Source organism: Dactylosporangium sp. NPDC000244, assembly GCF_040300725.1.
In the GTDB taxonomy this organism is placed as follows: domain Bacteria; phylum Actinomycetota; class Actinomycetes; order Mycobacteriales; family Micromonosporaceae; genus Dactylosporangium.
This window is the reverse complement of record NZ_JBEPEH010000014.1, coordinates 160542-183023: the sequence shown is the minus strand read 5'-3', so window position 1 is coordinate 183023 and position 22482 is coordinate 160542. Positions and strand designations below refer to the sequence as shown.

Here is a 22482-nt window from a genome sequence, read left to right as displayed (position 1 = left end):
ATGTGTCGGGATCACAGCCCTGGCCGGTGGCGGTCACACGAGTTCGATGATCGCTGTCGCTGCGCTGGGGCCGCATGACCGGACCCGGCAGACGCTGTGGCGGCCAACGCGGGCGTCGTCGCTCGTCGCGATGGGCTGCGTCAGGTGATCTGGACGGTGACGGGCGTGGACAGCTTCGTGCCGAGCCGCGCGAACAGCTGATACGTCCCGGCCGGCGGTGGTTTCCGATCGTCGCAGCCGGCCGAGGTCGCCTTGCCGTCCCAGACGATATGGTGCTCCACCTGCTCCGACCGCTTCAGCACGGTCGGTTCGCCGCCGTTCTGCGGGGCGCAGGCGACCGACGAGTACACCTTGACGGCGCCGGCCTGGAGGTAGACCTCCCGGTAGGCGTCGCCGAGATCCCGGATGCAGTCGCGGGTCGACAGGTTCGCGACCATGTGCAGGAGGGTCAGGGGGGCACCGCGGGCCACGGATTGCTGCTGCGGGGCGGCCATCAGGTTGAGGTCGCTGTCGGCGCACGGCGGGGTGACGGACGCCGACGGTGAACCGGCCGCCGCGGCCGGCGGGTTGCCGCTGGATGCCGGGCCGGACGCGACCGCGGCGGATCCGCTCGGGCCGGGTGACGCCCCGGGCGAACGCCACGAAGGATCGAGCCAAGCCCAGAGGCCGCCGCCGACCGCCAGCAGTGCCAGCGCCAGGAGCGCGGTGCGGGCCCGCGCACGCGGCGAAGCGGTCGGGGCCGTCGCCGGTCCGGCTCCGGGCGCGGCGGGCTCTGGAGTGGCGGTGCGAGGCGACGGGGGCGGGGGAACCGGCGCCGCGGCCTCGTCGGTTGTCTCGTCGCGCGGCACGCACAGGCTGCCTTCGGCGACGACGAGTTCCGGCTGTTCGTTGACGGTGGGCGCCACGCCGAGCCCGCGGTGCAGCGCGGTCGCGGCGAGCGGGAGCCGGCTCGACCCGCCGACCAGGAACACGGCCGCCAGCTCGGCCGGCCCGACACCCGCGTCGCGCAGGGCCGCCCGGGTGGCGTCGAGGGTGCGGTCGACGACGCTGCGCGCCAGCCGGTCCAGCTGTTCGCGGCCCAGCGGAGCGTCGAGCTCCAGCAGCGGCAGGTGCACGACCGTCGTGCTCAGCCGCGACAGGCGCTCCTTCGCGCCCCGGACGTGGTCCCACAGCTGGCGGGCGGCGCGCCGGTCCGCCGCGGTCCGCGGCGCGGTGAGCCGCTGCCACAGCTCGGGGCGGCTTGCGGCGTACACCGTGCCGAAGTGCGCCACGATCGCCGCGTCGATGTCCAGCCCGCCCGTGTCGTCCAGGCCCTTGGTGGCGAGGACGTCGAAGCCGTCGGCCCGGCGCCGGACCACGCTGGCGTCGAAGGTGCCGGCGCCGAAGTCGTAGACGACGATCGGTGCGCCGTCCGGCACCGCGCCCTCGACGACGTCGACGAAGTACGCGGCGGCGGCGACCGGTTCCGGGACCATCCGCACGTCCGGCAGTCCGGCCGCGTGTGCCGCGGCGGCCAGGGTGCGCCGCCGGTGCGGTCCCCAGCCGGCGGGGCACGTCACCACGGTGCCGGCCGGCTCGCCCCCCACCACTCGACGCGCCTCCGCCGCGACCCGATCCAGGATCGCGGCGACGCAGTCGATCAGCGGCACCTCGGTGTCGCCGAGCAGCAGGGTCTCCTCGTCGATGCGCCGCTTCGGGTGCGGCTCGTAGCGCTCGGGCTCCGCGGCGGCGGCGTGCACCGCGTCGCCGCCGACGAGCAGCCGCACCGGGTGCCCCGCCGCCGATCCGGCGTGGACCGCCGACGGCAGCAGCGGCGTGCCGTCGAAGAGCAGCGGCTTGATCCGCCCGTCCGGCCAGGACAGCACCGCCACCGTCGACGACGTGCCGAAGTCGATGCCGAGACGCTGACCTGTGGGAGGCACCGGGTCAATCTACGGGACGGTTCCGACGTTGCACGGCTCGCTCGCCGATCGCACCCACGGCTATGCTGCCGCGATGATCGATCTGGACGGTCTGCGGGCCGATGGTTCCTGGCGGCTCACGTGGTCCGGCGACCGGCTCGACGAGGCCGTGTTCCGGCCGGCGCCGGACACCGCCGCCGCCCGTGGCGACCTCGTCGCCGCGCTCGGTGCCGGTTCGGGCGACTCGGGCGATCCGGAACGGTGGGAGGCCGCGCTGATCGGCGCGCTGCTGAGCGATCCGGTCTCGGCCGGGCTGCGCCGGCTGGAGCTGCACCTCACCGACTTCCACCACAGCGCGCACCGCGCCGCGCGGGCGCTGGCCGCGCACCGCCGCGAGCAGCTCACCAGCCTCTACTTCGGCCACGACTTCACGCACCTCTACGAGCACAGCCGCACCTCGACCGGCGGCCGGATCGACCCGCTGGAGCGGCTGCACGAGGGATTCGCCGACGAGGGGAGTGCCGGGATGTGGGCGGCGTTGCCGGCGCTGCTGGACCTGACCGCCGAGGGCGGCCTGCTGTTCGACGGTGTCGGCGGCGGCTCCCTGCGGCACCTGCGGCTGCGCGGGGCGCTGTTCGCCGACGGCAGCGTGTTCCCGGCCTGGGCGCCCGCACTGGAGTCGCTGGAGCTGGAGATCCGCTCCGATGTGTTCGGCACGGCGTGCCCGGTCGAGCAGCTCGAGGAGCTCGACCCGGCCGGCCTGCCGGGCCTGCGCTCGCTCGACCTGGGGCTCTGCGAGTTCGACGCCGGGGACCTCGGCATCCTGCGCACGCTCGCGGGGGCGGCGATCCTGCCGCAGCTGGAGGAGCTGGTCCTGCCGGGGCTGCGGATCGAGGCGGACGAGTTCGACGACGACCCGCTGGCGGAGCTGGCCGGGTTGGCCCCGGCGTTCGCGCACCTGGCGCTGTCGCTGGCCGACGTCGTCGACGTCGAGGGCGTGGAGGACGAGGACGTGGAGCGTCTGCTGGGTCTGGACTGACCAACCTTTATCGCACGGTCGTGGTGGAGGTGGACGTGGACATGGACATGGACATGGACATGGACACGGTGAAGGTGACGGCGCCGGTCGGGCCGTTGAGGCGGCCCTCGTGCCAGTACGACAACACCCAAGCCGGGATCGGCAGGCGCATCTCGCTCGTCTCGCCCGGGTCCAGGGAGATGCGCTCGAAGGCCACCAGGCGGCGGGCGGGGGCCTGCACCGGCCAGTCGTGCGGGGTGGCGTACACCTGCACGACCTCGTCGCCGGGGAGGTCGCCGGTGTTGGTGACCGTCACGGCGGCCACCCACGCGTCGTCCTCACGCAAGACCGTCAGCGGGCCGTAGCCGAAGCTCGTGTACGACAGGCCGTGGCCGAACGGGAACAGGGGCGTGCCGCGGTGGTACTGGTACGTCCACCCCGACCCGATGACGTCGTAGTCCAGCGGCGCCGGGAGTTCGGTGCCCGCGCCGTACCAGGTCTGCGGCAGGCGGCCGCCCGGGTTGTTCGCGCCGAGCAGGGTGTCGGCGACCGCGTTGCCCTGCTCCTGCCCGCCGTGCGCGGTCCACAGGATCGCGGGCACGTTCGCCGCGGCCCAATCGATCGCGTACGGGTAGCTCGACACGAGCACCAGCACGGTGTCCGGGTTCGCGGCCACCACCGCGCGCAGCAGCGCCTCCTGGTCCGCGGGCAGGGCCAGCCCGTCGCGGTCGACGGTCTCGCGGCCGTTGATGTGCGGGTCGTTGCCGAGCACCACGATCGCCCGGTCGGCGGCGCGGGCCGCGGCGACCGCCTCGGCCAGCCCGTCCGCGACCCGCTCCAGCCGCAGCTCGAAGCCCGGCGCGTCGGCGTCGGCGATCAGGGACGCCGAGACGTACCGGCCGGAAGCGTTGTTGCGCAGCGAGGAACCCAGTTCCCACAGCTCGCGCACCACCCAGCCGTCCGGCGTCCCGGCGGTCACCGACAGCACCCCGTCGTCGCCGGCCGTCAGGTAGCCGTGATCCAGGCAGCGCAGGGTGTGCACCGGCGACGGGCACTGCACGCTGGTGCCCCAGTCCTGGTGCGCGAAGACGGCCCCGGGCCCCTCGGCCAGCGACAGTGACCCGTCCGGGGCGGCGTGCACGTGCCGGCCGTCGGCGGCGACGAGCCGGACCAGGTCCACGCCCTCGGCCGCGATGACCCGGTCCGCGCCGAGCCGGTCGCGCAGGGCGCCCTCGATGGTCACGGCGTAGGGCAGGGTGCCGCTGTACCAGTCCCGCAGCACGCGCCCGCCGAGCGGCCCGATCACGGCGACGCGCGCATCGCGCAGCGGCAGCGCCCCGCCCTCGTTGCGCAGCAGCACCATCGCCGAGCGCGCGGCCCGGGCCGCGAGCCGGTTGTGCGCGTCGCATGCGATCACGTCGCGGCGGATGCCCGAGTACGGGTCCCGCGCCGGGTCGAACTCCCCGGTGCTCGCCCGTAGGGCCAGGACCCGGCCCACGGCCGCGTCGATGTCGGCCTCGGTGATGAGCCCCAGGGCCAGCGCCTCGGTGAAGCGCTCGATCGTCGGGGCCGGGTCCGGGCCGTTGTCGGTGTAGCTGTCCACGCCCGCGCGCAGGGCGGCCGCGTGCGACTCCGCGTGCGTGGCGAAGTACCGCTCGCTCGTCACGAGGTTCGAGGGCGCCTGGGCGTCGGAGCAGATGACCACGTCGGGCCTGGCCGCGCGCAATGCCCGGCCCAGCAGCGGGTGCACGTGGTTCGGCACGCCGTTGACGAGGTTGTAGGCGGGCATGACCCCGGCCACCACCCCGGCTCGCAGCGGTTCCAGGAAGACCGGGAGCTCGTACTCGTACAACACCCGCTCCGGCACGATCACGTCCACGACGTCGCGCCCGGTCTCGACGTTGTAGGCGAGGAAGTGCTTGAGCACGGGCGCCGTGCGCCACACGTCGGGGTGGCGGCCGCGCAGGCCGGTGCAGTAGGCGATCGCCAGCTCGGCCGTCGCGAGCGGGTCCTCGCTGTAGCCCTCCTCGTTGCGGCCCCAGCGCGGGTCGCGCAGCGGGTTGACCACCGGCGACCAGACGTTGAGCGAGGCCGGCTCGGTGCCCTCGGGCGGGTCGTGGCGGTAGGCCCGGACCTCGGTCGCGGCCGCCTCGCCCACGGCGGTCAGCAGCGCCCGGTCCCAGGTCGCGCCGAGCCCGACGGCCTGCGGGAAGACGGTCGCCCGGCCCAGCCAGGCCGCGCCGTGCAGCGCCTCGCAGCCGGTGTGGAACGCGGCCAGCCCGAGCCGGGGCACGGCCGGCTGTGACTGGTGCAGCATCGCGATCTTCTCGGCCACGGTGAGCTTCTCGAGCACGCGATCCCCCCTCAATTACACAGGCCTTGTCGGCGGAGACGTCCGCGGCCGCCATCGGTTGGTTCGAAGCGCTTCGATGATGGGGAAACGCCCGATTCCTGTCAAGGCGGCGTGAACCTTTCACGCGGTGGATGCCGTATTGCACCAGGTCGGCGATGAGCGTCCTCGATGTCCTTGTCGGGCATCCATCGATGTCCTAGGGTCTGTGCCTCGAAGCGCTTCGACACCCCTTTCGAAACTTCGGAGCGCCCACCGTCCCCGTGCACTCTCCCATCCCCGAAGGGTGGTCCACCCATGGCAAGCCTGAGCCGGCGCGGCCTGCTCGCCTCCGTCGCCATCATCGCCGCGACCCCGTTACTGGATGCCTGCGGCAGCCCGAAGGACAAGAAGGAGGGCACCACCAGCCAGGACGACCTGAGCAAGGCGCTGCCCTCCTACGTGCCCGGCAGCTCGGTCAAGCCCGACATCCCGGTCGTCAACGGGGCCAACGGCGCCACGACCGACCCGGCCTTCCTGAGCTACCCGGCCAGCCCGCCGAAGTCGGTCACCGGGGCCGTCGGCTCGGGCGGGTCGTACACGGCGATGACCCCGCTGTGGGGCTCCATCCCGCCCTCGAGCGGCAACGTGTACTACGACACCGTCAACAAGGCCCTCGGCGCCACGCTCAAGATGCAGCCCGCCGACGGCAACACCTACGGCGACCTGCTGCCGCCGCTGTTCGCCTCGGACAAGCTGCCGGACTGGATCAACATCCCGAGCTGGAACACCCCCAAGCTGAGCTTCGGCGACGCGGTCGGGGCCAAGTTCGCCGACCTGACGCCCTACCTTGCCGGGGACAAGATCAAGCAGTACCCGAACCTCGCCGCGCTGTCGCCCAACGCCTGGATCTCCGGGGTCTGGAACGGCAAGCTCTACGGCCTGCCGATCTACTCCTCCAACGCGGTCGTCGCCGGCTGCTACTTCTACCGCAAGGACCTCTTCGACAAGGCCGGCGCCTCGCCCGACGTCAAGAGCCTGGCCGACCTCGAGGCCCTCGGTAAGCAGCTCACCAACGCCCAGGCCGGCGTGTGGGCGTTCGACGACCTCTTCGGCAACGACGCGGCCTACATCAACCAGCTCTTCGAGTTCGGCAGCGGCAGCTACCCGTGGAAGCTGGACTCCGCGGGCAAGCTGCAGCACCGGTACGAGTCCGAGGGCATCGTCGAGGCGCTGAACTGGCACGCCAAGATGGTCAAGGCCGGCTACATGCACCCGGACGCGGTCGCCAACAACAGCCAGAACGCCAAGCAGCGCTTCTGGTCGGGCAAGGTCGCGATCTGCGCGGACGGCACCGGAGCCTGGGCCGGCGACGACCAGAAGTCCGGCTCCGCGGCCGACCCGAACTACAACCGGCAGGCGTTCAAGCTGTTCAGCGCCAAGGGCACCGACCCGAAGATCGAGCTGGGCAACGGCGCCGGGATGTTCAGCTACCTGAACAAGAAGCTCAGCGACACCCAGATCAAGGAGCTGCTCAACGTCGCCAACTATCTGGCCGCGCCCTACGGCTCGGCCGAGTGGCTCACGGTGAACTTCGGCGCCCCCGGCACCGATTTCAACATGAAGGACAACAACCCGCTGCTGACCGAGCAGGGCAGCAAGGAGATCGCGACGACCTACCAGTTCCTGGCCTGCCCGGCCTCGGCCGTCACCGTGCAGTCCGGCGCCACCCAGGTCGTCAAGGACTACGCGGCCTGGCAGGCGGAGATGGTCAAGCACGTCTACAAGCCGCTGTTCTACGGCATGAACGTCTCCGAGCCGACCCGGTTCGCGTCGCTCGGCCAGCCGATGATCGACACGATCGTCGACGTGAAGCTCGGCCGCAAGCCGATCTCGGCGTGGACCGACGCCGTCGACAACTGGCGCAAGCAGGGCGGCGACGACCTGCGCAAGTTCTACGACGGCATCCGCGAGAAGTACGGCACCGGCAAGTGAGCACGGACGTCCGGTGACCGCGACGACTCCCGCGAAGACGGCGCCGCCGGCCGACCAGGCCGGCGGCGCCGCCGCGCCCCGACCCCGGCTCTGGCGCATCCGCCTGCGCCGTGACCGCTCGCTGCTGCTCATGACGGTCCCGGCGGTCGTGCTGCTCGCCGTGTTCGCCTACGCGCCGATGGTCGGCCTGGTCACCGCGTTCCAGGACTACGACATCTACAGCGGGTTCTGGTACAGCGAGTGGGTCGGCACCGCCAACTTCGAGCGCCTCCTCACCGACTCGATCTTCTGGCACGCGCTCGAGAACACCCTGGTCATCAGCGCCGTGCAGCTGGTGCTGTACTTCCCGGTCCCGATCGCGCTCGCCCTGCTGTTCAACGAGGTCGTGAACGCCCGGGTCCGCTCGTTCGTGCAGTCGGTGGTGTACCTGCCGCACTTCTTCTCCTGGGTGCTGGTCGTCACCGTGTTCCAGGAGATGCTCGGCGGCGCCGGCGCGCTCAACACCCTCCTGCGCCGGCACGGCTGGGAGACCTGGGACATCATGACCAACGCGGACGCCTTCAAGTACCTCGTCACCGCCCAGGCCGTGTGGAAGGAGGCCGGCTGGGGCATCATCGTCTTCCTCGCCGCGCTGGCCGCCATCGACCAGAGCCTGTACGAGGCGGCGGCCGCCGACGGGGCCGGCAAGTGGCGGCGCATGTGGCACATCACGCTGCCGGGCATGCGCAGCGTCATCGTGCTCATGCTCGTGCTGCGGCTGGGCAACGCGCTGACCGTCGGCTTCGAGCAGATGCTCATCCAGCGCCAGGCCGTCGGCCGGGACGCCTCCGAGGTGCTCGACACGTTCGCCTACTACTACGGCGTCGTCAACAACAACTTCAGCTACGGCGCGGCCGCCGGCCTGTTCAAGGGGATCCTCTCCCTCGTGCTGGTGCTCGCCGCGAACAAGCTCGCGCACGCCTTCGGCGAGGATGGGTTGTACCGCAGAGATGACCGTTGACATCACACGCACCCGTCGCAAGCACCACGGCCCCGCCTGGGAGGAGCGCACCGGCCCGGTCGGCCAGGGCGTCAAGGGCCTGACCCTCGTGGTCGTCTGCGTGCTCATCCTGCTGCCGCTGTGGACGATCGTGCTCACCAGCCTCTCGACGCAGGCCGCGATCAACGAGGCCGGCGGGCTGGTGACCGTCCCCGGGGAGCTGACCCTGGAGGCGTACCGCCAGATCTTCACCAACCAGCTCGTCACGCACTCGCTGCTGGTGAGCCTGGCGATCACCGTCATCGGCACCGCCCTGTCGATGGCGGTGACGGTGCTGTGCGCCTACGGGCTGTCCCGGCACGGCTCGTTCGGCCACCGGTTCATCCTGCTGTTCCTGGTCGTCACCATGTTCTTCAGCGGCGGCCTGATCCCGACGTTCCTCGTGGTCACGGCGCTGGGCGGCTACGGGCAGTACTGGACGATGATCCTGCCGGCGGCCGTCTCGGTGTTCAACATCCTCGTGATGCGCGGCTTCTTCAGCAGCACAGCCCCGGAGCTGCTCGACGCCGCCCGGATGGACGGCGCGGGGGAGTGGCGCATCCTGTGGTCGGTGGTGCTGCCGACCTCGCGCGCGGTGCTGGCCGTCATCACCCTCTTCTACGCCGTGGGCTACTGGAACTCGTTCTTCAACGCGCTGCTCTACCTGCCCGACAACGGCAAGTGGCCGCTCCAGATGATTATGTACATGTACACGCTGCAGGGCTCCAACATGCCCGGCTCGGGGACGACCGGCACCGGGCAGTACGCGGGGCACCAGCAGATCGCGACCCTCTCGCTGCAGATGGCGGTGGTCACCCTGACCCTCATCCCGATCCTGCTCGTCTACCCGTTGGTCCAGCGGCACTTCACCAAGGGCATGCTGGTCGGCGCGATCAAGGGCTGAGCCGATGCCTGCGCTGGGCGACGCGACCCGCGGCCGGCTGCTGTTCGGCGGGGACTACAACCCCGAGCAGTGGCCGCCGGAGGTGTGGCCGCAGGACGTGCGGCTGATGCGGGAGGCCGGGGTGAACCTGGCGACCGTCGGCGTGTTCGCGTGGGCGGCCCTGGAGCCGGAGCCGGGCCGCCTCGAGTTCGGCTGGCTCGACACCGTGCTCGGGCTGCTGCACGACGGCGGGATCGGGGTGGCGCTGGCGACCCCGACCGCGTCGCCGCCGCCGTGGCTGGGCCACCGGCACCCGGACACGCTGCCGCAGGGGCCGGACGGGGTGCGCCGGCACTACGGCTCCCGCAACCACTACTGCCCGAGCGCGCCCGAGTACCGCCGGGCCGCGCTCGCCGTCACCGAGGCGCTCGCGGACCGCTACGCCGGGCATCCGGCCCTGCGGCTGTGGCACATCGGCAACGAGTACGGCACCACCTGCCACTGCGGCCACTGCGCGGAGCGGTTCCGCGGCTGGCTGCGGGCCCGCTACGGCAGCCTCGACGCGCTCAACGCCGCCTGGGGCACCGCCGTGTGGGCGCAGCGGTACTCGTCCTGGGACGAGGTGACGCCGCCGCTCACCGTGCAGTACATCGGCAATCCCACGCAGGACCTGGACTATCAGCGCTTCGGCTCCGACCTGCTGCTGGAGTGCTACACCGCCGAGCGCGACGCCGTGCGGTCCCGCAACCCGGCCGTGCCGGTCACGACGAACTTCATGGACTTCTACCGCCCCGTCGACGGCTGGCGCTGGGCCGCCGAGGAGGACTTCGTCTCCCTCGACACCTACCCGGACCCGAACGACCCCGACGCCGCCCTGCGCGGCGCGATGTCCAAGGACGTGATGCGCTCCCTCGGCGGCGGCCCCTGGCTGCTCATGGAGCAGTCGCCGGGCGCCGCGAGCTGGCGGGAGATCGCAACGCCCAAGCGGCCCGGCCTCAACCGGCTGTGGTCGCTGCAGGCGGTGGCCCGCGGCGCCGACGGGGTGCTGCACTTCCAGTGGCGCGCCTCCCGGCAGGGGCTCGAGCGGGCCCACGGCGCGCTGCTGCCGCACGCCGGGCCGGACTCGCGGGTCTTCCGCGAGGCCTGCGCCCTCGGTGCCGCGCTGGGGGAGCTGTCCGGCGCGGAGGGTCTGCTCGGCTCGGACGTCGAGGCCGAGGTGGCGATCCTGCTCGACTGGGAGTCCTGGCGCGCGGCCGAGCTGCCGCACCAGCCGCACGCCGGGTTCCGCTACGTGGACCGCCTCACCGAGTACTACGCCCCGCTGTGGCGGGCCAACATCACCTGCGACTTCGCCCGCCCGGACGCGGACCTGTCCCGCTACAAGCTCGTGCTGGCGCCGAACCTGTACCAGGTGACGGAGCCGGTCGCCGATGCCATCCGGTCCTATGTGGACGGCGGCGGGACGTTCGTGCTCGGGCCGTTCAGCGGCATCGCCGACGCCGACGAGCGGGTCCACCTCGGCGGGTGGCCCGGCCTGCTCATGGACGTCGTGGGCGTGCGCGTCGAGGAGCACTGGCCCCTCGACGCGCCCATCGCGGTCGGCGACTTCACCGCGTCCACCTGGGCGGAGTGGGCCGAACCCACCGCGGCGGAGGTGATCGCGTCCGCCCGGGGCGGCCCGCTCGACGGGCGGCCCCTGGTGTTCCGCAACGGCCGGGCCTGGTACCTCGCCACCGTCCCGGAGCCGGGCGCGCTCGCGCGGCTGCTCGCCCGGGTCTGCGCCGAGGCCGGGGTGCGCCCGGTGCTGGACGGCCTGCCGGCCGGGGTCGAGGCCGTGCGCCGCGGGAACCTCGTGTTCCTGCTCGACCACGGCTCCGGCCGGGTGCAGATTCGGGCCGGGGCATGAGCGACCGGTACACCATCGCCCTGGACGCCCCGGCCGCGCAGTTCGAGGACGGGTTCCCGATCGGCAACGGCAGCCTGGGCGCGATGCTCTTCGGCCGCCCGGGCGTCGAGTCGGCCGACCTGAACGCCGACACGCTCTGGTCGGGCGGTCCGCTTGCCGTCCACAGTGGACCCGATAGGTCCGGGGTCCTGCCCGAGCTGCGGCGGGCCATCGCCGCCGGGGACCACGCGCGGGCCGAGGAGCTGGCCCGCGCGCTGCAGGGGACCGGCTGGACCGAGTCCTACCAGCCGCTGGGCCGGCTCGAGTGGCGCTACGGCGACCATCGCGCGGTCGCGGGGTACCGCCGCTGCCTCGACCTCGCCGGGGCGGAGGCGGTGACCGAGTACGTCAGCGCCTCCGGCCCGGTCCGGCTCACCGCGTTCGCGTCCGCCCCCGACGGCGTGCTCGTGCTCACCGCGACCGGCCCCGGCGCCGGGCCCCGGGCGATCGCGCCGCGGCTGCACACCCCGCACCCGGGCATCGGCGCGGTCCGCGTGGCCGACCCCGACTGTCTCGTGTGGACCGGCCGCGCCCCCGCCCACGTCGTGCCCAGCTACGTCGCGGACCACGAGCACCCGGTGGTGTACGCGGGCGACCGGCCCGACGCGGCCGGCTCGGTCGCGGCCGGCATGGGCTTCGCGGTCGCCGCCGCCGTCCGCCGCCACGGCGACGGGGCCCGGCTGCTGCTCGCCGCGGTGACCGGGTTCCGCGGCCCGGACCGCCGGCCCGGCGCCGACCTCGACGCGCTCGCCGCCGCGGCCGTGGCCCGCCTGGCCCGCGCGCTCGCCGTGCCGCCCGAGCAGTTGCGGGCCCGGCACGCCGAGGATCACCGGCGGCTGTTCGCCCGCGCCGACCTGGACCTGTCCGCCTCGCCCGGGGCCGCCCGCGCGGAGCGGCTGTTCCACCTCGGCCGCTACCTGCTCGTCGCGAGCTCCCGCCCCGGCACCCAGCCCGCGAACCTGCAGGGCATCTGGAACGCCGACGTGCGCCCCGGCTGGAGCAGCAACTGGACGATGAACATCAACGCGCAGATGAACTACTGGGCGGCCGAGACCACCGGCCTGCCCGAGCTGCACGAGCCGCTGCTGGCGCTGACCCGCGACCTGGCCGTGGCGGGCGAGCGCACCGCGTCCCGGCACTACGGCGCCCGCGGCGCGGCCGCGCACCACAACACCGACCTGTGGCGGTTCACCGCGCCGGTGCCGGGCGACCCGCAGTGGGCGAACTGGCCGTCGGCCCTGGCGTGGCTGTCCGCGCACGCCTGGGACCACCTCGCCTTCGGCGCCGGGCGCGACTTCGGCCGCGCGGTGGCCCTGCCGATCCTGCGGGCCGCCGTCCGCTTCACGCTCGACATGCTGGTCGACGACGGCCGCGGCGCGCTGGTCGTCAGCCCGTCGACGTCTCCGGAGCACCATTTCGCATTCGGTACCGATGGAGCTGCCGCCACCTCTTGGGGCTGCACGCTCGACCAGGAGCTCGCGCGGGAGGTGCTGACCCGGTTCACGGCGCTGTCGGCCCGCTGGCCCGTCCCGGCCGATGCGGCCCTGGCGCGCGAGGCGGCCACGGCGCTCGCGACCCTGCGCGCGGTCGGCACCGGCGCGGACGGGGCGCTGCTGGAGTGGTACGACGAGCGCCCCCCGCGCGAGCCCGGCCATCGCCACCTGTCCCACCTGTACGGCCTCTACCCGGGCACCCGCATCACCGAGACGGGCACGCCGGCCGACTTCGCCGCGGCCCGCACGGCGCTGCGGGCCCGCCTCGCGTCCGGCTCCGGCCACACCGGCTGGAGCCGCGCCTGGATCCTGTGCCTGGCCGCCCGCCTGCGCGACGCTCCCCTGGCCGAGTCCACGATCGCCGCGCTGCTGGACGAGCTCTGCTCGGCCTCGCTGCTGACCCTGCACCCGGACGCGGGCCGGCCGAGCGGCCGGATCTTCCAGGTCGACGGCAACCTGGGCGTGGTCGCGGGCCTGACCGAGCTGCTGGTCCAGAGCCACGACGGCGCCGTGTCACTGCTGCCCGCGTTGCCGCCGTCGTGGCCGTCGGGCTCGGTGCGCGGCATCCGCTGCCGCGGCGGCCACACGGCGTCGGTGACCTGGGCGGGCGGGGCACTGCTCGAGGCCGCGATCGTCGCCGGGGCCAACGGTCCGCTGACCGTCGAGCTGGAGGGGTTCACCGACGCCCCGGCGGGGGCGGTGGAGGTCGGCGGCGCGCCCGCGGGGCGGACCCGCCTGTGCTGGCCGGCCCGCGAGGGCGCCGAGTACCGGCTGCGGCGCCGGCCGGTCGATCAGCCGATGTAGACGACCTCGGCGCCGCCGGTCGCCGGGACCATGCCCGCTGCGAGGCCCGCCGCGAAGTTGCGCTGGACCTGCGCGGCCTCGGCCGTGCTCGGGTTCGCGTTGGTGCAGGACACCGGCGCGCTGCTGCCCGACATCAGGTCGCCGCACAGGCCCGTGCGGTTGTCCGGCAGGCCCAGGATGTGGCCGAACTCGTGCGTGGCGATGCGCAGCTTGTAGTAGCCGTCGTTCACCGCCTCGCGGCCCATGTACCAGCGGCCGTTGCCCAATGACGTCGTGTACGTGCGCGGCCAGCCGTTGTCCGCGTAGACCCGGATGTTCGGGGTCTGCCCGGCCGCGGCCTTCACCAGGCGCACGTTCGTCACCTTCGTGTTCCACAGGCTCGCGGCCTGGTCGACGACCGAGACGAACTCCTGGGCGGTGCTGGAGTCGTAGTACAGGGTGCGGGTGGCGGCGAACGCCGGGCCGCCGGTCACCAGCTGGACGCCGGCGAGGGCGGCCAGGGCCAGCAGCGCGGCGGCGAGCCTGCGTCTGAGCATCGGGTACCTCCTTGTGAGCGGGACCCGATCCACGCTATAGACTTATGGACATCTATCGATACATGTCAAAGGGCTCATACCATTACTCGCGCCAGCCGGACAGCTCGATGCCCTTGCCGGTCTCGACGCGGTAGCCGAGCCTCAGGACGTACTGCTGACCCTCCGGCAGCACCGCGCGCCAGGTGAGCACGCCCAGCTCGGTGCGTTCGGCCGGGGCCGGCTCGACCGCGGTCTCGCGCACGGTGATGCCGTCGTGGCGGCTCACCGGCAGCTGATCGAGCACGGTCAGGCGGATCTCGCGGCCGGTGTAGTTCGCGATCGTGGTGCGGTACTCGACCTCGCGCCGGCGGCTCGAGCCCAGCGTCGCCTTCGTCGAGGTCCGCTTCGTGAGCTCGCGCTCGACCCGCACCCGGTCGTCGAGGCCAAGCGCCAGCTCGAGCTCCTCGCCGGGCGCCCACGTCTGCAGCGCGGTCCGGCTGACGAAGTCGGCCTCGTGGAAGATCGCCGCCGGGCCGGGCGGGAACGTGTGGCCGGACGAGTTGGTCGCCACGGCCCGCAGGTGTACGTCGGTGGAGCCCGCCGGCGCCGTGACGTAGTCGAGCCGCGCGGCCAGGTCCAGCACCGAGATCGCGGCGCGGGCGGTGGTGCCGTCGGCGGGCACGGCGACGGGGCGCGCGGGGCGGTAGGTGGCCGCGGTCGCGCCCTCCTCGGCCCGCGCCTGGCCCAGCTCCATCGGGGCGGCCAGGTCCAGCGCCGCCTCCAGCATCGCCGGCTGGGCCTTGGGCATGGCGGCCATCGGGGCGGGCGGCGGGCCACCGGGCGCCCCGCCGTAGGAGCGCGACGCGTAGACCGGGGGCGGTGGCGGCGGCAGGAGCGGGTCGAGGTACCACGGCGACGGGTCGGGAATCGTGGCCGTGCCCGAGGTACGGGCGGTCGACAGGGCGAGCTCGCACTCCGGCCAGTCCTCGCCGGTGCTCTGCTCGACCAGCCCGAACCAGCTCAGCTGGAGGGTGTCGCCGGTGAGGCGCACGTCGTACGTCGAGCGCCACCCGGCCCCCGACACCTGGTAGGACACGTCGAGCTCGACGGCGCCGGGCTCGGAGACGGCGAGGGCGATCGAGGCGTAGTGCACGTCCGGCTCCCGCTTGCCGTCCAGGTCGCGCAGCTGCCGGTCCAGCGCCGCGATCCGGTCGCTCACCTCGGTGCGGCGGCGCTGCAGGTCGCGGATGCCGGCCAGCACCGAGGCCAGCTCGCCGCCCATGGTCGCCGAGAACGCGGTCACCGACTCGGCCGCCGCGTCCCCGCCGGCCAGGGCCCGGGCGTAGGCGCCGGTGGCCCGCTCGCCGAGGGCGATCAGGAAGGCCTGGCGCTGGCGCAGGACCGTCTCGGCGTCCTCGATCTCGTCGGACTCCGCGGCCAGGCGGCGCCGCTCCTCGGTCACCGCGGCGACGGTCGTGTCGGACGGCTTGTCCCGGCGGCGCAGCACGAGGTCGACGCCGAGCACGGTCGCGGGCCCGCGCCCGCTGACCCGGATCGAGTCGGCGTCGAGGCGCAGCGGCAGCGGCCCGACCTCGACGACCTGGTCGCCGGCCTCGAGCGTGGTCCGGCCCCGGCGCGTGACGCGGGCCTGCGAGGGGTACACGGTCACCGCGACGATGGCGGCGTCGATCGAGTTCTGCACGCAGCGCACGGTAACGCATGCACTCCACCCGGGCCCGGCGAACCTCGCGGAAGGGTCAGTAGGCGGTGACGCCGTAGGCGCTCGCGGCCCGGGAGGCCGACGCGAAGTACGTGACGCCGCCACTCGTGCAGTTGCCGCTGCCGCCCGAGGCCATCCCGATGCCCTGCGTGCCCGCGAACAGCGGTCCGCCGCTGTCGCCCGGCTCGCTGCAGACCGAGGTGCGGATCAGGCCGTACACGATGCCGTCCGCGTAGTTCACGGTCGCGTTCAGCGCGGTGATCGTGCCCGTGCGCTGGCCCGTCGTGGCGCCGACCCGGGTCACCGCCTGGCCCACGTAGCCGGGGGCGAAGCTCGCGATGGGCGTGAGCGCGCCGCCGGGCAGGTGCACGGCGCTCGGGTGCGTCAGCGTCGTGTTCGTGTACCGCACCAGCGCATAGTCGTACATCGTGTTCTTGGTCGCCACGGTGCCGAGGACGACCGTGCGCGCCGCGTTCGTGTAGACCGTCGACCCCACGGCGCCCACGCAGTGCGCCGAGGCCAGGACGTAGTAGTCCGGCAGCGAGCGTGCGTTGAAGCCGACGGTGCAGCGGCCGCCGGTCGCGCCGTAGAAGGGGTCGCCGCCCGCGATGTGCCGGCGCAGCACGCCCGGCTCGCGCACCACGGTGCCGCCCGAGCGCGAGACCGCCCGGGTCAGGGCGTCGACCGCCGTCACCGTGGAGTCGGCGCTCACCACCAACCGGCCCGCGGTGTCGTGCCACCACGCCGTCCCGGGCGTGTGCGAGAAGGCCGTCACGCCGGGCGAGGCGTCCGCGGCGGAGGCGAACACGAGCACGGCCAGCAGAACCAGAGTGCGCACGGCGAACCCCCAGTTATCAACGTCGATGTATCAGCCTACCGTCACGAGCGCCGGGCCGCTACGAGTGACAGCAGGGCCGTGCTCGCCAGCCAGGTCAGCGGCAGCGCCAGGGTGGCCGGCCAGTGCGGCAGGGGCAGCGACGGCAGCTCGGCCGCCGCGCCGAACACCGGCAGCGACCAGCCCGTCAGGCGCCACACGGCCAGGGACGCGGCGAGGCCGAGCAGGCCCGCGGCGAGCACCAGCGCCGGATACGTCCACAGCGCCGCCCGCCGCAGCGCCGCGCGGCTCAGGCCCTGCGTGCGCAGCGCGTCGTGGTCGGCCGCGCGGGCCGAGCGGTCCACGGCGGTGATCATCGTGATGCCGCCCGCGGCCAGCAGGACCGCCAGCGCGCCGGTGAGCAGGTGGAACCACAGGGCCAGGGCCGGGCCCTCGCCGTCGAGGCGGGCGCGGACCGAGTCGGCGCTGCGCTCGCGGGTGACGATGAGGCCCTGGCGGGCCAGGCGGTCCAGCGCGTCGGGCGGCGCCGCGGCGGACAGCCACACCTCCGGCTCGAGGGCGCCGCCGCCGTCGGAGGAGACGCGGTCGGCGTACTCGAGGTCGACCAGCGCGCCGAACGAGCCCACGCGCGGGAGGGCCTCGGCGCGGCCCGCGGGGCGCACGTCCGTCGGGCGGCCGTCGATGCCGGCGAGGCGCGGGGGGAGCGGTACCGTCGCCAACGTCGGCAGCGGGTAGGGCGCATCGGCCGGCTGGAACCACGCCCCGTCGGTCAGCACCCCGCTGACCGTGAAGCGCAGCCCCTCCCCGGTGGCGGTGAGGGTGCCACCGGTGGCCCGCCAATGGTCGGCGTCGGCCAGGTCCGCGGTCGCCGCGGACAGCCCGCGCAGGGTCAGGGTCGCGTTGATCGCGGCCCCGCCGATGCGGTCGGAACTGAGCCGCAGCGCGGCCAGCCGGCAGCCGTCGGTGCACACGGCGTCGGCGCGGCTGAGGGTGTACGGCCCCGAGGCCACCGTCCCCAGGTCGAGCACGGCCGACCCGCGCCCGGTCACCGACTCCAGCACCGCCTTGACCCGCACCGGCTCGTCGCCCTGGCTGGTCACGTCCACGTCGAAGCGCACGAGCTTGCCGTCCATGACCACCGGCTCCCGGGCCGGCGGGTGCAGCAGGGCGGGGACGCGGGCCGGGTCGACGTCGCCGTACTGCGGCAGCCACGGCACCACGGCGGGCACCCGCGCGGCGTCCACGGCCAGCTTGGCCGGCTCGCCGGGCGCCCCGGGCGGCAGCTGCGCGACGGCCATCGCCCAGCGCCCGCCCGGGTCGGCCTGGCGCACCGCGTGCAGGAGCTGCTGGCGGGTCGCCGGCCCGACCTCGAGCACCCGCGTGGCCCCGGTGCCGATGCGGGCGGCCAGGTCCCGGTCCTGCGCGGCGACGTCGGTGGCGCTCACGGCGTAGCCGAGCACCGCCACCGCCGTGATGAGCAGCAGCAGCATCCGCTGCGCCGCGGGGCGCCGGCCGGCCTGCAGCGCGGCGAGCGCGAGCCCGAGCCGGCCCCGGCGCAGCGCCGAGCGGCCCAGCGCCCGGGCGGCCGGGGCGAGCAGCCGCGCGCAGGCGACCGCGAGCGCGGCGATGCACAGCGCCGGTGCCAGCAGCCCGACGCCGTCGAGGCGGCCCCCGGTGGTGAACAGCTGCACGAGCGCGGCGCCGGCGAGCACCGCCACGACGACGGCGGAGCGCCACCCCAGGGAGGTGCGGGCCCGGACCCTGCGCAGCAGGTCGACGACGGGGCCGGCGAGGTGGCGGCGCTGGGCCACGACCGCGACGGCGATAGCGCCCAGGGCGGTCAGCGCGGCGAGGCCGGCGCCGCCCGGGTCGGTCAGGTCGAGGGAGAACGCGACGCCCGGCAGCCGCCAGCCCACGAGCGCGGCCACGACGAGGCGACCGGCGACGAGCCCGGCGACGGCCCCGGCGAGGATGGCGGCGACGGGCTCCCCGATGGCGAGCAGGAGCCGCTGCCACCAGCGGGTGCCGCGCAGCGCGACGACGGCGAGCTCCGGGCGGCGGCCCTCGGAGCCGTAGTCGACGGCGAGGTACAGCGCCAGATAGGCGAGCAGGAGCAGCGGCACGGCCCCGGCGGGCACGCTGCGGCGGGCCAGGTCGCGGCTCTGCTGCACCCGGTCGATCAGCCCCGGCAGGCCGGTGGTGACCCGGTAGTCGCCGCCGACCGCCTTGACCCGCTGCCGCAGCTGCTCGACGCGGTCCCGCAGCGGCCCGATCGCGTCGAACACGCCCGGGTCGGCGGTCGCGTCGAGGGAGACCTCGGCCAGGCGCGGCTGGAGCCGCTCGACGGTGGCCACGTTGGTGAAGACGGGCTCGGCGGCGCGGCCGGTGGCGTCGGCAGCGAAGTACTCGTGGCTGCCCCAGTACTGCTCCGACGGCGAGACCGGCCGGTAGACGCCGGCGACGACGACCTCGCTCGCCGGCCCGTCCGGCTCGAAGACGGCCACGCCGGTGAGCGAGTTCGACACGATCCGGGCGTACCACAGGGTGAGGTGCGACCCCGCCTCGAGCTCGAGCCGCTTCGCGGTCTGCTCGCCGAGCACGATCTCGCCCGCGCCCACGAGGCAGCGCCCCGACACCATCTCCAGGTGCGCGCACGCGTCCTGCCGGAAGACCATGTGCGAGCTGCCGTCGCCGCCGGTCTCCAGGCCGATGACCGGGTACTGCACCGCGTACACGTGCGTGAACCCGGGCTGGTCCAGCAGCGCCCCGGCGACGCTGTCGAAGTCGATGCTCTGCGCGGTGCCGCGCACGTCGGCGTCGGAGGTGACGGTGATCGCGCGCTCGCCGGGCCCGGCCGCGGCGACCTCGCCCCGGGCCACGGCCACGTCGACGGCGGCGAGGTAGGCGGGCACGGCCACGGTCGCGCCGACCCCGAGCACGGTGAGCAGCAGCAGCGCGACCGCCTGGCCGCGGCGGGTGCGCAGCATCGCGAGGATGAGGGAGATCATCGGCCGGCGCCCTTCCGCCCGCCGGGGCGGGTCAGCAGCGCAGGCCCGGAGGCGACGGCGAGCACGGCCAGGGCGGCGAGCCCGGCGAGGCCCAGCGCGCCGGGGCGCAGGGCGGGCGGCGGCGCGGTGAGATGCCAGTCGTCGACGAACGCGGCCACCGGCGCGTCGATCGCCCACCCGGCGAACGCGGCCGCGACCAGGCCGCCGAGCGTGCCGAGCACGAGCAGCGCGGCCTGCCCGCCGGCCCCGGCCGTGACCGTGGCCCGCGCCGGCACGCCCTGCACCCGCATGGCCCGCACCTCGGCCGCGCGCACCCGGCGCTCGACCGACACCGCGGCCGCGGCGGCGACGGCGGCCAGCAGCAGCCCGGCGACCGCGGACAGCAGCCGGAACCGGCCCGCGAACGCGGTGCCCTGCTCGGCCAGGCGGGCCCGGTGCTGGGCCGCGGTCTCGGAGCCGACGACCTCGACCCCGGCCGCGGCGAGCCGGTCGGCGATCGCGGCCGCCCGGGCCGGGGTGACGCCCGCGGCCAGCCACACCTGCAGCGTGCCGGTGCTCGCCGGGCCGGGCAGTGCGCGCTGCACGGCGTCGAGGTCGAGCACGAGCCCGGCCCCGCCGAGCACGGGCAGCACCGGCCGCCGGGCGGCGATGCGCAGCGGCTGCGCGGGCGAGCCGAACGGCGACACGGTGGGCTCGGCCGAGGCCCAGCCGCGGGGCGCGTCCCCGGCGAGCACGGCCGGGATCGGCAGCGCGCCGTCGACGACGTACGCGCGCGTGTCCGGCCGCGACTGCGAGGTGCCCTCCTCGGGCGGGGGCGGCATGCGCAGCGTCAGCGCGCCGTCGGACGGGGCCACCACGATGCCGGGCCCGGTGAGCACGGCGCGCCACCGCCGCGGGTCGCCGAGCCGGTCCGCGTCGAGCACGGGCGCGCTCGCGTCGTTCTGGCGCAGCGACCGTACCGTCAGCGCCGAGGAGGCCGCGGGCGCTGCCGGCTTGCCGTCCTGGTCGCCCGGCCCGGCCAGCGCCAGCGCGACGATCCGGCAGCCGGGCGCCCCGCAGCCGGCCAGCGGCGCGCTCGCCTCGTGCTCGCCGGGGGCGAACGGCCCGAGGGTCACGCTCACGGCCGCGCCGGTGCCGGTGTTGGCCAGCTGCACGGTCAGTCGCAGCGGGCCGGGGGAGTCGTTGCGCGCGGCCAGGGTGAGGCCGGTGCCCTCGACCGGGGGCAGCTCGCCGGCCCGGCCCGGGGCCAGCGCCGCGGCGGTCTCGGCGGGCAGGGCGCCGGCGCCGCGGGTGACGGCCGCGAGGCGGGACGCGTCCACGGCGAGCACGGGCGGGTCGGTGGTGTCGTCGAGCGCGACCGCCATGGCGTCCCGGCCGCCGGGATCCGCCAGCCGTACCGCCCGCAGCAGCGTCGCCTGGCTGGCCGCCCGCACCGTCAGCACGCGCTCGGCCCCCAGCTCCACCGCGGTGCGGTCGGCGCGCGCGTCGCGCCCGGCGAGCAGGTCCCCGCCCGCGAGCCCGAGCAGCGCCACGGCGACGGCCACGAGCGCGAAGATGCGGTCGATGCCGGGGCGGCGGTGGTACTGCAGCGCGGCGAGCGCCGCCGGCACCCGCCCGGCCCGCAGCACCGCGCGCCCGGCCCGCCCCGCGAGCGCGGTGACCAGCCGGGCGAGGAGGGTCGCGGCGGCCAGGGTCAGCAGCACCGGGGCGATCACGGCGAGCCCGGACGGTACGGCCGCCGGCTCCTGCGAGCGCACCTGGAACAGCGCCGCGACGGCCCCGGCCACGAGCAGGAGATCGAACAGGGCGGCCCCGCGCCGCCCGGGCGCCGGGGCGCGGCGCAGCAGCTCGGCCACCGGGGTGCGCAGCAGCGGCAGGTCGGCGAGCACGAGCAGGGCGAGCCCGGCGGCGAGGGCGACGGCGGCGGCGATCCCGGCCGGGGCGAACGCGCGCACCGGGGCCGGCGCGCCCGCGGCCAGCCGGGCCGAGGCCCAGCCCAGCGCGAGCCCGGCGGGCAGGGCGGCGAGCATCGGCAGCAGCTGCTGCCACACCGTGAGCCGCACGGTGCGGGCGCGGGTGGCCCCGCGCAGCTGCAGCAGGGCGTAGTCGGGGCGGCGGTCCTGCGCGGTGTACCGCCCGACGATCCCGAGCGCGAGCGCGCACAGCACGAGGGCCTGCACCCAGCCGGCGAGCACCCCGCGCCGGGTCGCCGCCCGGTCGCCGGAGATCTGGGCCACCAGCGCGTCCGGCGGGGCGGTGAAGTCGAACCCGGCCGACTTGAGCGCGTACGCGGTCGCGTCGAAGCCGTCCTCGAGCAGCGTCTGCGGGGCCGGCACGGTGTAGACGGCGGTGGGCGCGGCGAGCATGCCGGTGAACGCGCCGATCGGCAGGAACACGGGGTCGACGGTCTCCTCGCCGGCGGCGATGCGCCCGGGCGCGAAGGAGGGGTCGGCCCACCAGCCGCCGCCGGGGTCGGCGCGGTCGTACAGCCCCACGATCCGCACCGTCAGCGGGGTGCCGGCGCCGGTCTGCTGGGTGCGCAGCTCGATCTCGCCGCCGACCGGCCGGCCGAGCGCCTTGGCGGCGGCGCGGCTCACGACGGCCTCGCCGGGCGCGGCCGGGCAGGCGCCCTCGATGCGCATGTGGTCGCAGGCGTTGTCGCGGTACGCCAGCGGCACCATCTTCCCGAGGCCGTCGACGCGCGCGATGAGCGTCTGGGTCAGCCCGAGCGCGACCGGCCCGCCGGGCGGGGGCAGCACCGCCTCGGCCGCGCGCCGGAAGTCCGCGAGCGCGGCCGCCGGGTCGGAGCCGCTCGCCACGGGCCGGCGCACCGACAGCAGCCGGTCGGCCGCGGTGGTCCCGGCGAGGTCGGCGGCGGTGGTGCGCGCGGCGGCCGCGGCGTCGAACAGCGGCCCGGCGGCGGCGACGGCGACGAACAGTGCGGCGAGCGCGAACACGGCGAGGCTCTGCGCACCCCTGCGCCGCAGGGCGCCGAACACCAGACGCAGCATCGCGCGA

13 protein-coding genes are annotated in these 22482 nt (G+C 75.0%); 6 read left to right on the top strand and 7 right to left on the bottom strand.

Annotated elements, in window-relative coordinates; genetic code table 11:
• Positions 1-140 precede the first annotated feature (140 nt).
• On the bottom strand, positions 141-1922 hold the full coding sequence (locus ABT369_RS21490) for an Hsp70 family protein (RefSeq protein ID WP_350614256.1): 1782 nt from the start codon (positions 1920-1922) through the stop codon (positions 141-143).
• 73 nt (positions 1923-1995) lie between these two features.
• Between ABT369_RS21490 and ABT369_RS21485 the strand changes: the two genes are divergently transcribed.
• Positions 1996-2940 carry a hypothetical protein gene (locus ABT369_RS21485; protein WP_350614254.1) on the top strand — a complete coding sequence of 315 codons (945 nt, stop codon included), beginning with the start codon at positions 1996-1998 and terminating at the stop codon, positions 2938-2940.
• A 7-nt stretch (positions 2941-2947) separates the two neighbouring features.
• On the opposite strand, the gene ABT369_RS21480 is transcribed toward ABT369_RS21485, so the two are convergent.
• Complete coding sequence (locus ABT369_RS21480; protein ID WP_350614253.1) at positions 2948-5272, bottom strand: beta-glucosidase family protein; 2325 nt, start codon at positions 5270-5272, stop codon at positions 2948-2950.
• Positions 5273-5566: 294 nt separating this feature from the next.
• On the opposite strand from ABT369_RS21480, the gene ABT369_RS21475 reads away from it, so the two are divergent.
• The 5 genes from ABT369_RS21475 to ABT369_RS21455 are packed head-to-tail and all read left to right on the top strand — an operon-like array spanning position 5567 to position 13386.
• Positions 5567-7243, top strand: coding sequence for a type 2 periplasmic-binding domain-containing protein (locus tag ABT369_RS21475; RefSeq protein WP_350614251.1), 1677 nt, complete (start codon positions 5567-5569; stop codon positions 7241-7243).
• Between the two features lie 13 nt (positions 7244-7256).
• Positions 7257-8243: an ABC transporter permease gene (locus tag ABT369_RS21470; RefSeq protein WP_350614249.1), complete on the top strand. Its 987-nt coding sequence runs from the start codon at positions 7257-7259 to the stop codon at positions 8241-8243.
• Positions 8233-9165, top strand: coding sequence for a carbohydrate ABC transporter permease (locus tag ABT369_RS21465; protein ID WP_350614247.1), 933 nt, complete (start codon positions 8233-8235; stop codon positions 9163-9165). The genes ABT369_RS21470 and ABT369_RS21465 overlap by 11 nt, the downstream gene beginning before the upstream one ends.
• A 4-nt stretch (positions 9166-9169) precedes the next feature.
• Complete coding sequence (locus ABT369_RS21460; RefSeq protein ID WP_350614246.1) at positions 9170-11050, top strand: beta-galactosidase; 1881 nt, start codon at positions 9170-9172, stop codon at positions 11048-11050.
• Positions 11047-13386: a glycosyl hydrolase family 95 catalytic domain-containing protein gene (locus tag ABT369_RS21455; RefSeq protein ID WP_350614245.1), complete on the top strand. Its 2340-nt coding sequence runs from the start codon at positions 11047-11049 to the stop codon at positions 13384-13386. Before ABT369_RS21460 ends, ABT369_RS21455 begins: the two co-directional genes overlap by 4 nt.
• Here the strand turns inward: ABT369_RS21455 and ABT369_RS21450 are convergent.
• The 5 genes from ABT369_RS21450 to ABT369_RS21430 all read right to left on the bottom strand — a co-directional run bounded on the left by ABT369_RS21450 (position 13374) and on the right by ABT369_RS21430 (position 22475).
• A complete protein-coding gene (locus ABT369_RS21450; protein ID WP_350614244.1) occupies positions 13374-13922 on the bottom strand; it encodes a snapalysin family zinc-dependent metalloprotease in 549 nt (182 codons plus the stop codon). The two genes, ABT369_RS21455 and ABT369_RS21450, sit on opposite strands and share 13 nt — an antisense overlap.
• 82 nt (positions 13923-14004) lie before the next feature.
• Positions 14005-15603 carry a mucoidy inhibitor MuiA family protein gene (locus ABT369_RS21445; protein ID WP_350614242.1) on the bottom strand — a complete coding sequence of 533 codons (1599 nt, stop codon included), beginning with the start codon at positions 15601-15603 and terminating at the stop codon, positions 14005-14007.
• A gap of 55 nt (positions 15604-15658) precedes the next feature.
• Entirely contained in the window at positions 15659-16459 is an 801-nt protein-coding gene (locus ABT369_RS21440; protein ID WP_350614241.1) for a S1 family peptidase, read from the bottom strand.
• A gap of 41 nt (positions 16460-16500) precedes the next feature.
• Positions 16501-19464 (bottom strand): hypothetical protein, encoded by a 2964-nt coding sequence (locus ABT369_RS21435; protein ID WP_350614240.1) that lies wholly within the window; start codon positions 19462-19464, stop codon positions 16501-16503.
• Complete coding sequence (locus ABT369_RS21430; protein ID WP_350614238.1) at positions 19461-22475, bottom strand: FtsX-like permease family protein; 3015 nt, start codon at positions 22473-22475, stop codon at positions 19461-19463. The genes ABT369_RS21435 and ABT369_RS21430 overlap by 4 nt, the downstream gene beginning before the upstream one ends.
• Positions 22476-22482 lie beyond the last annotated feature (7 nt).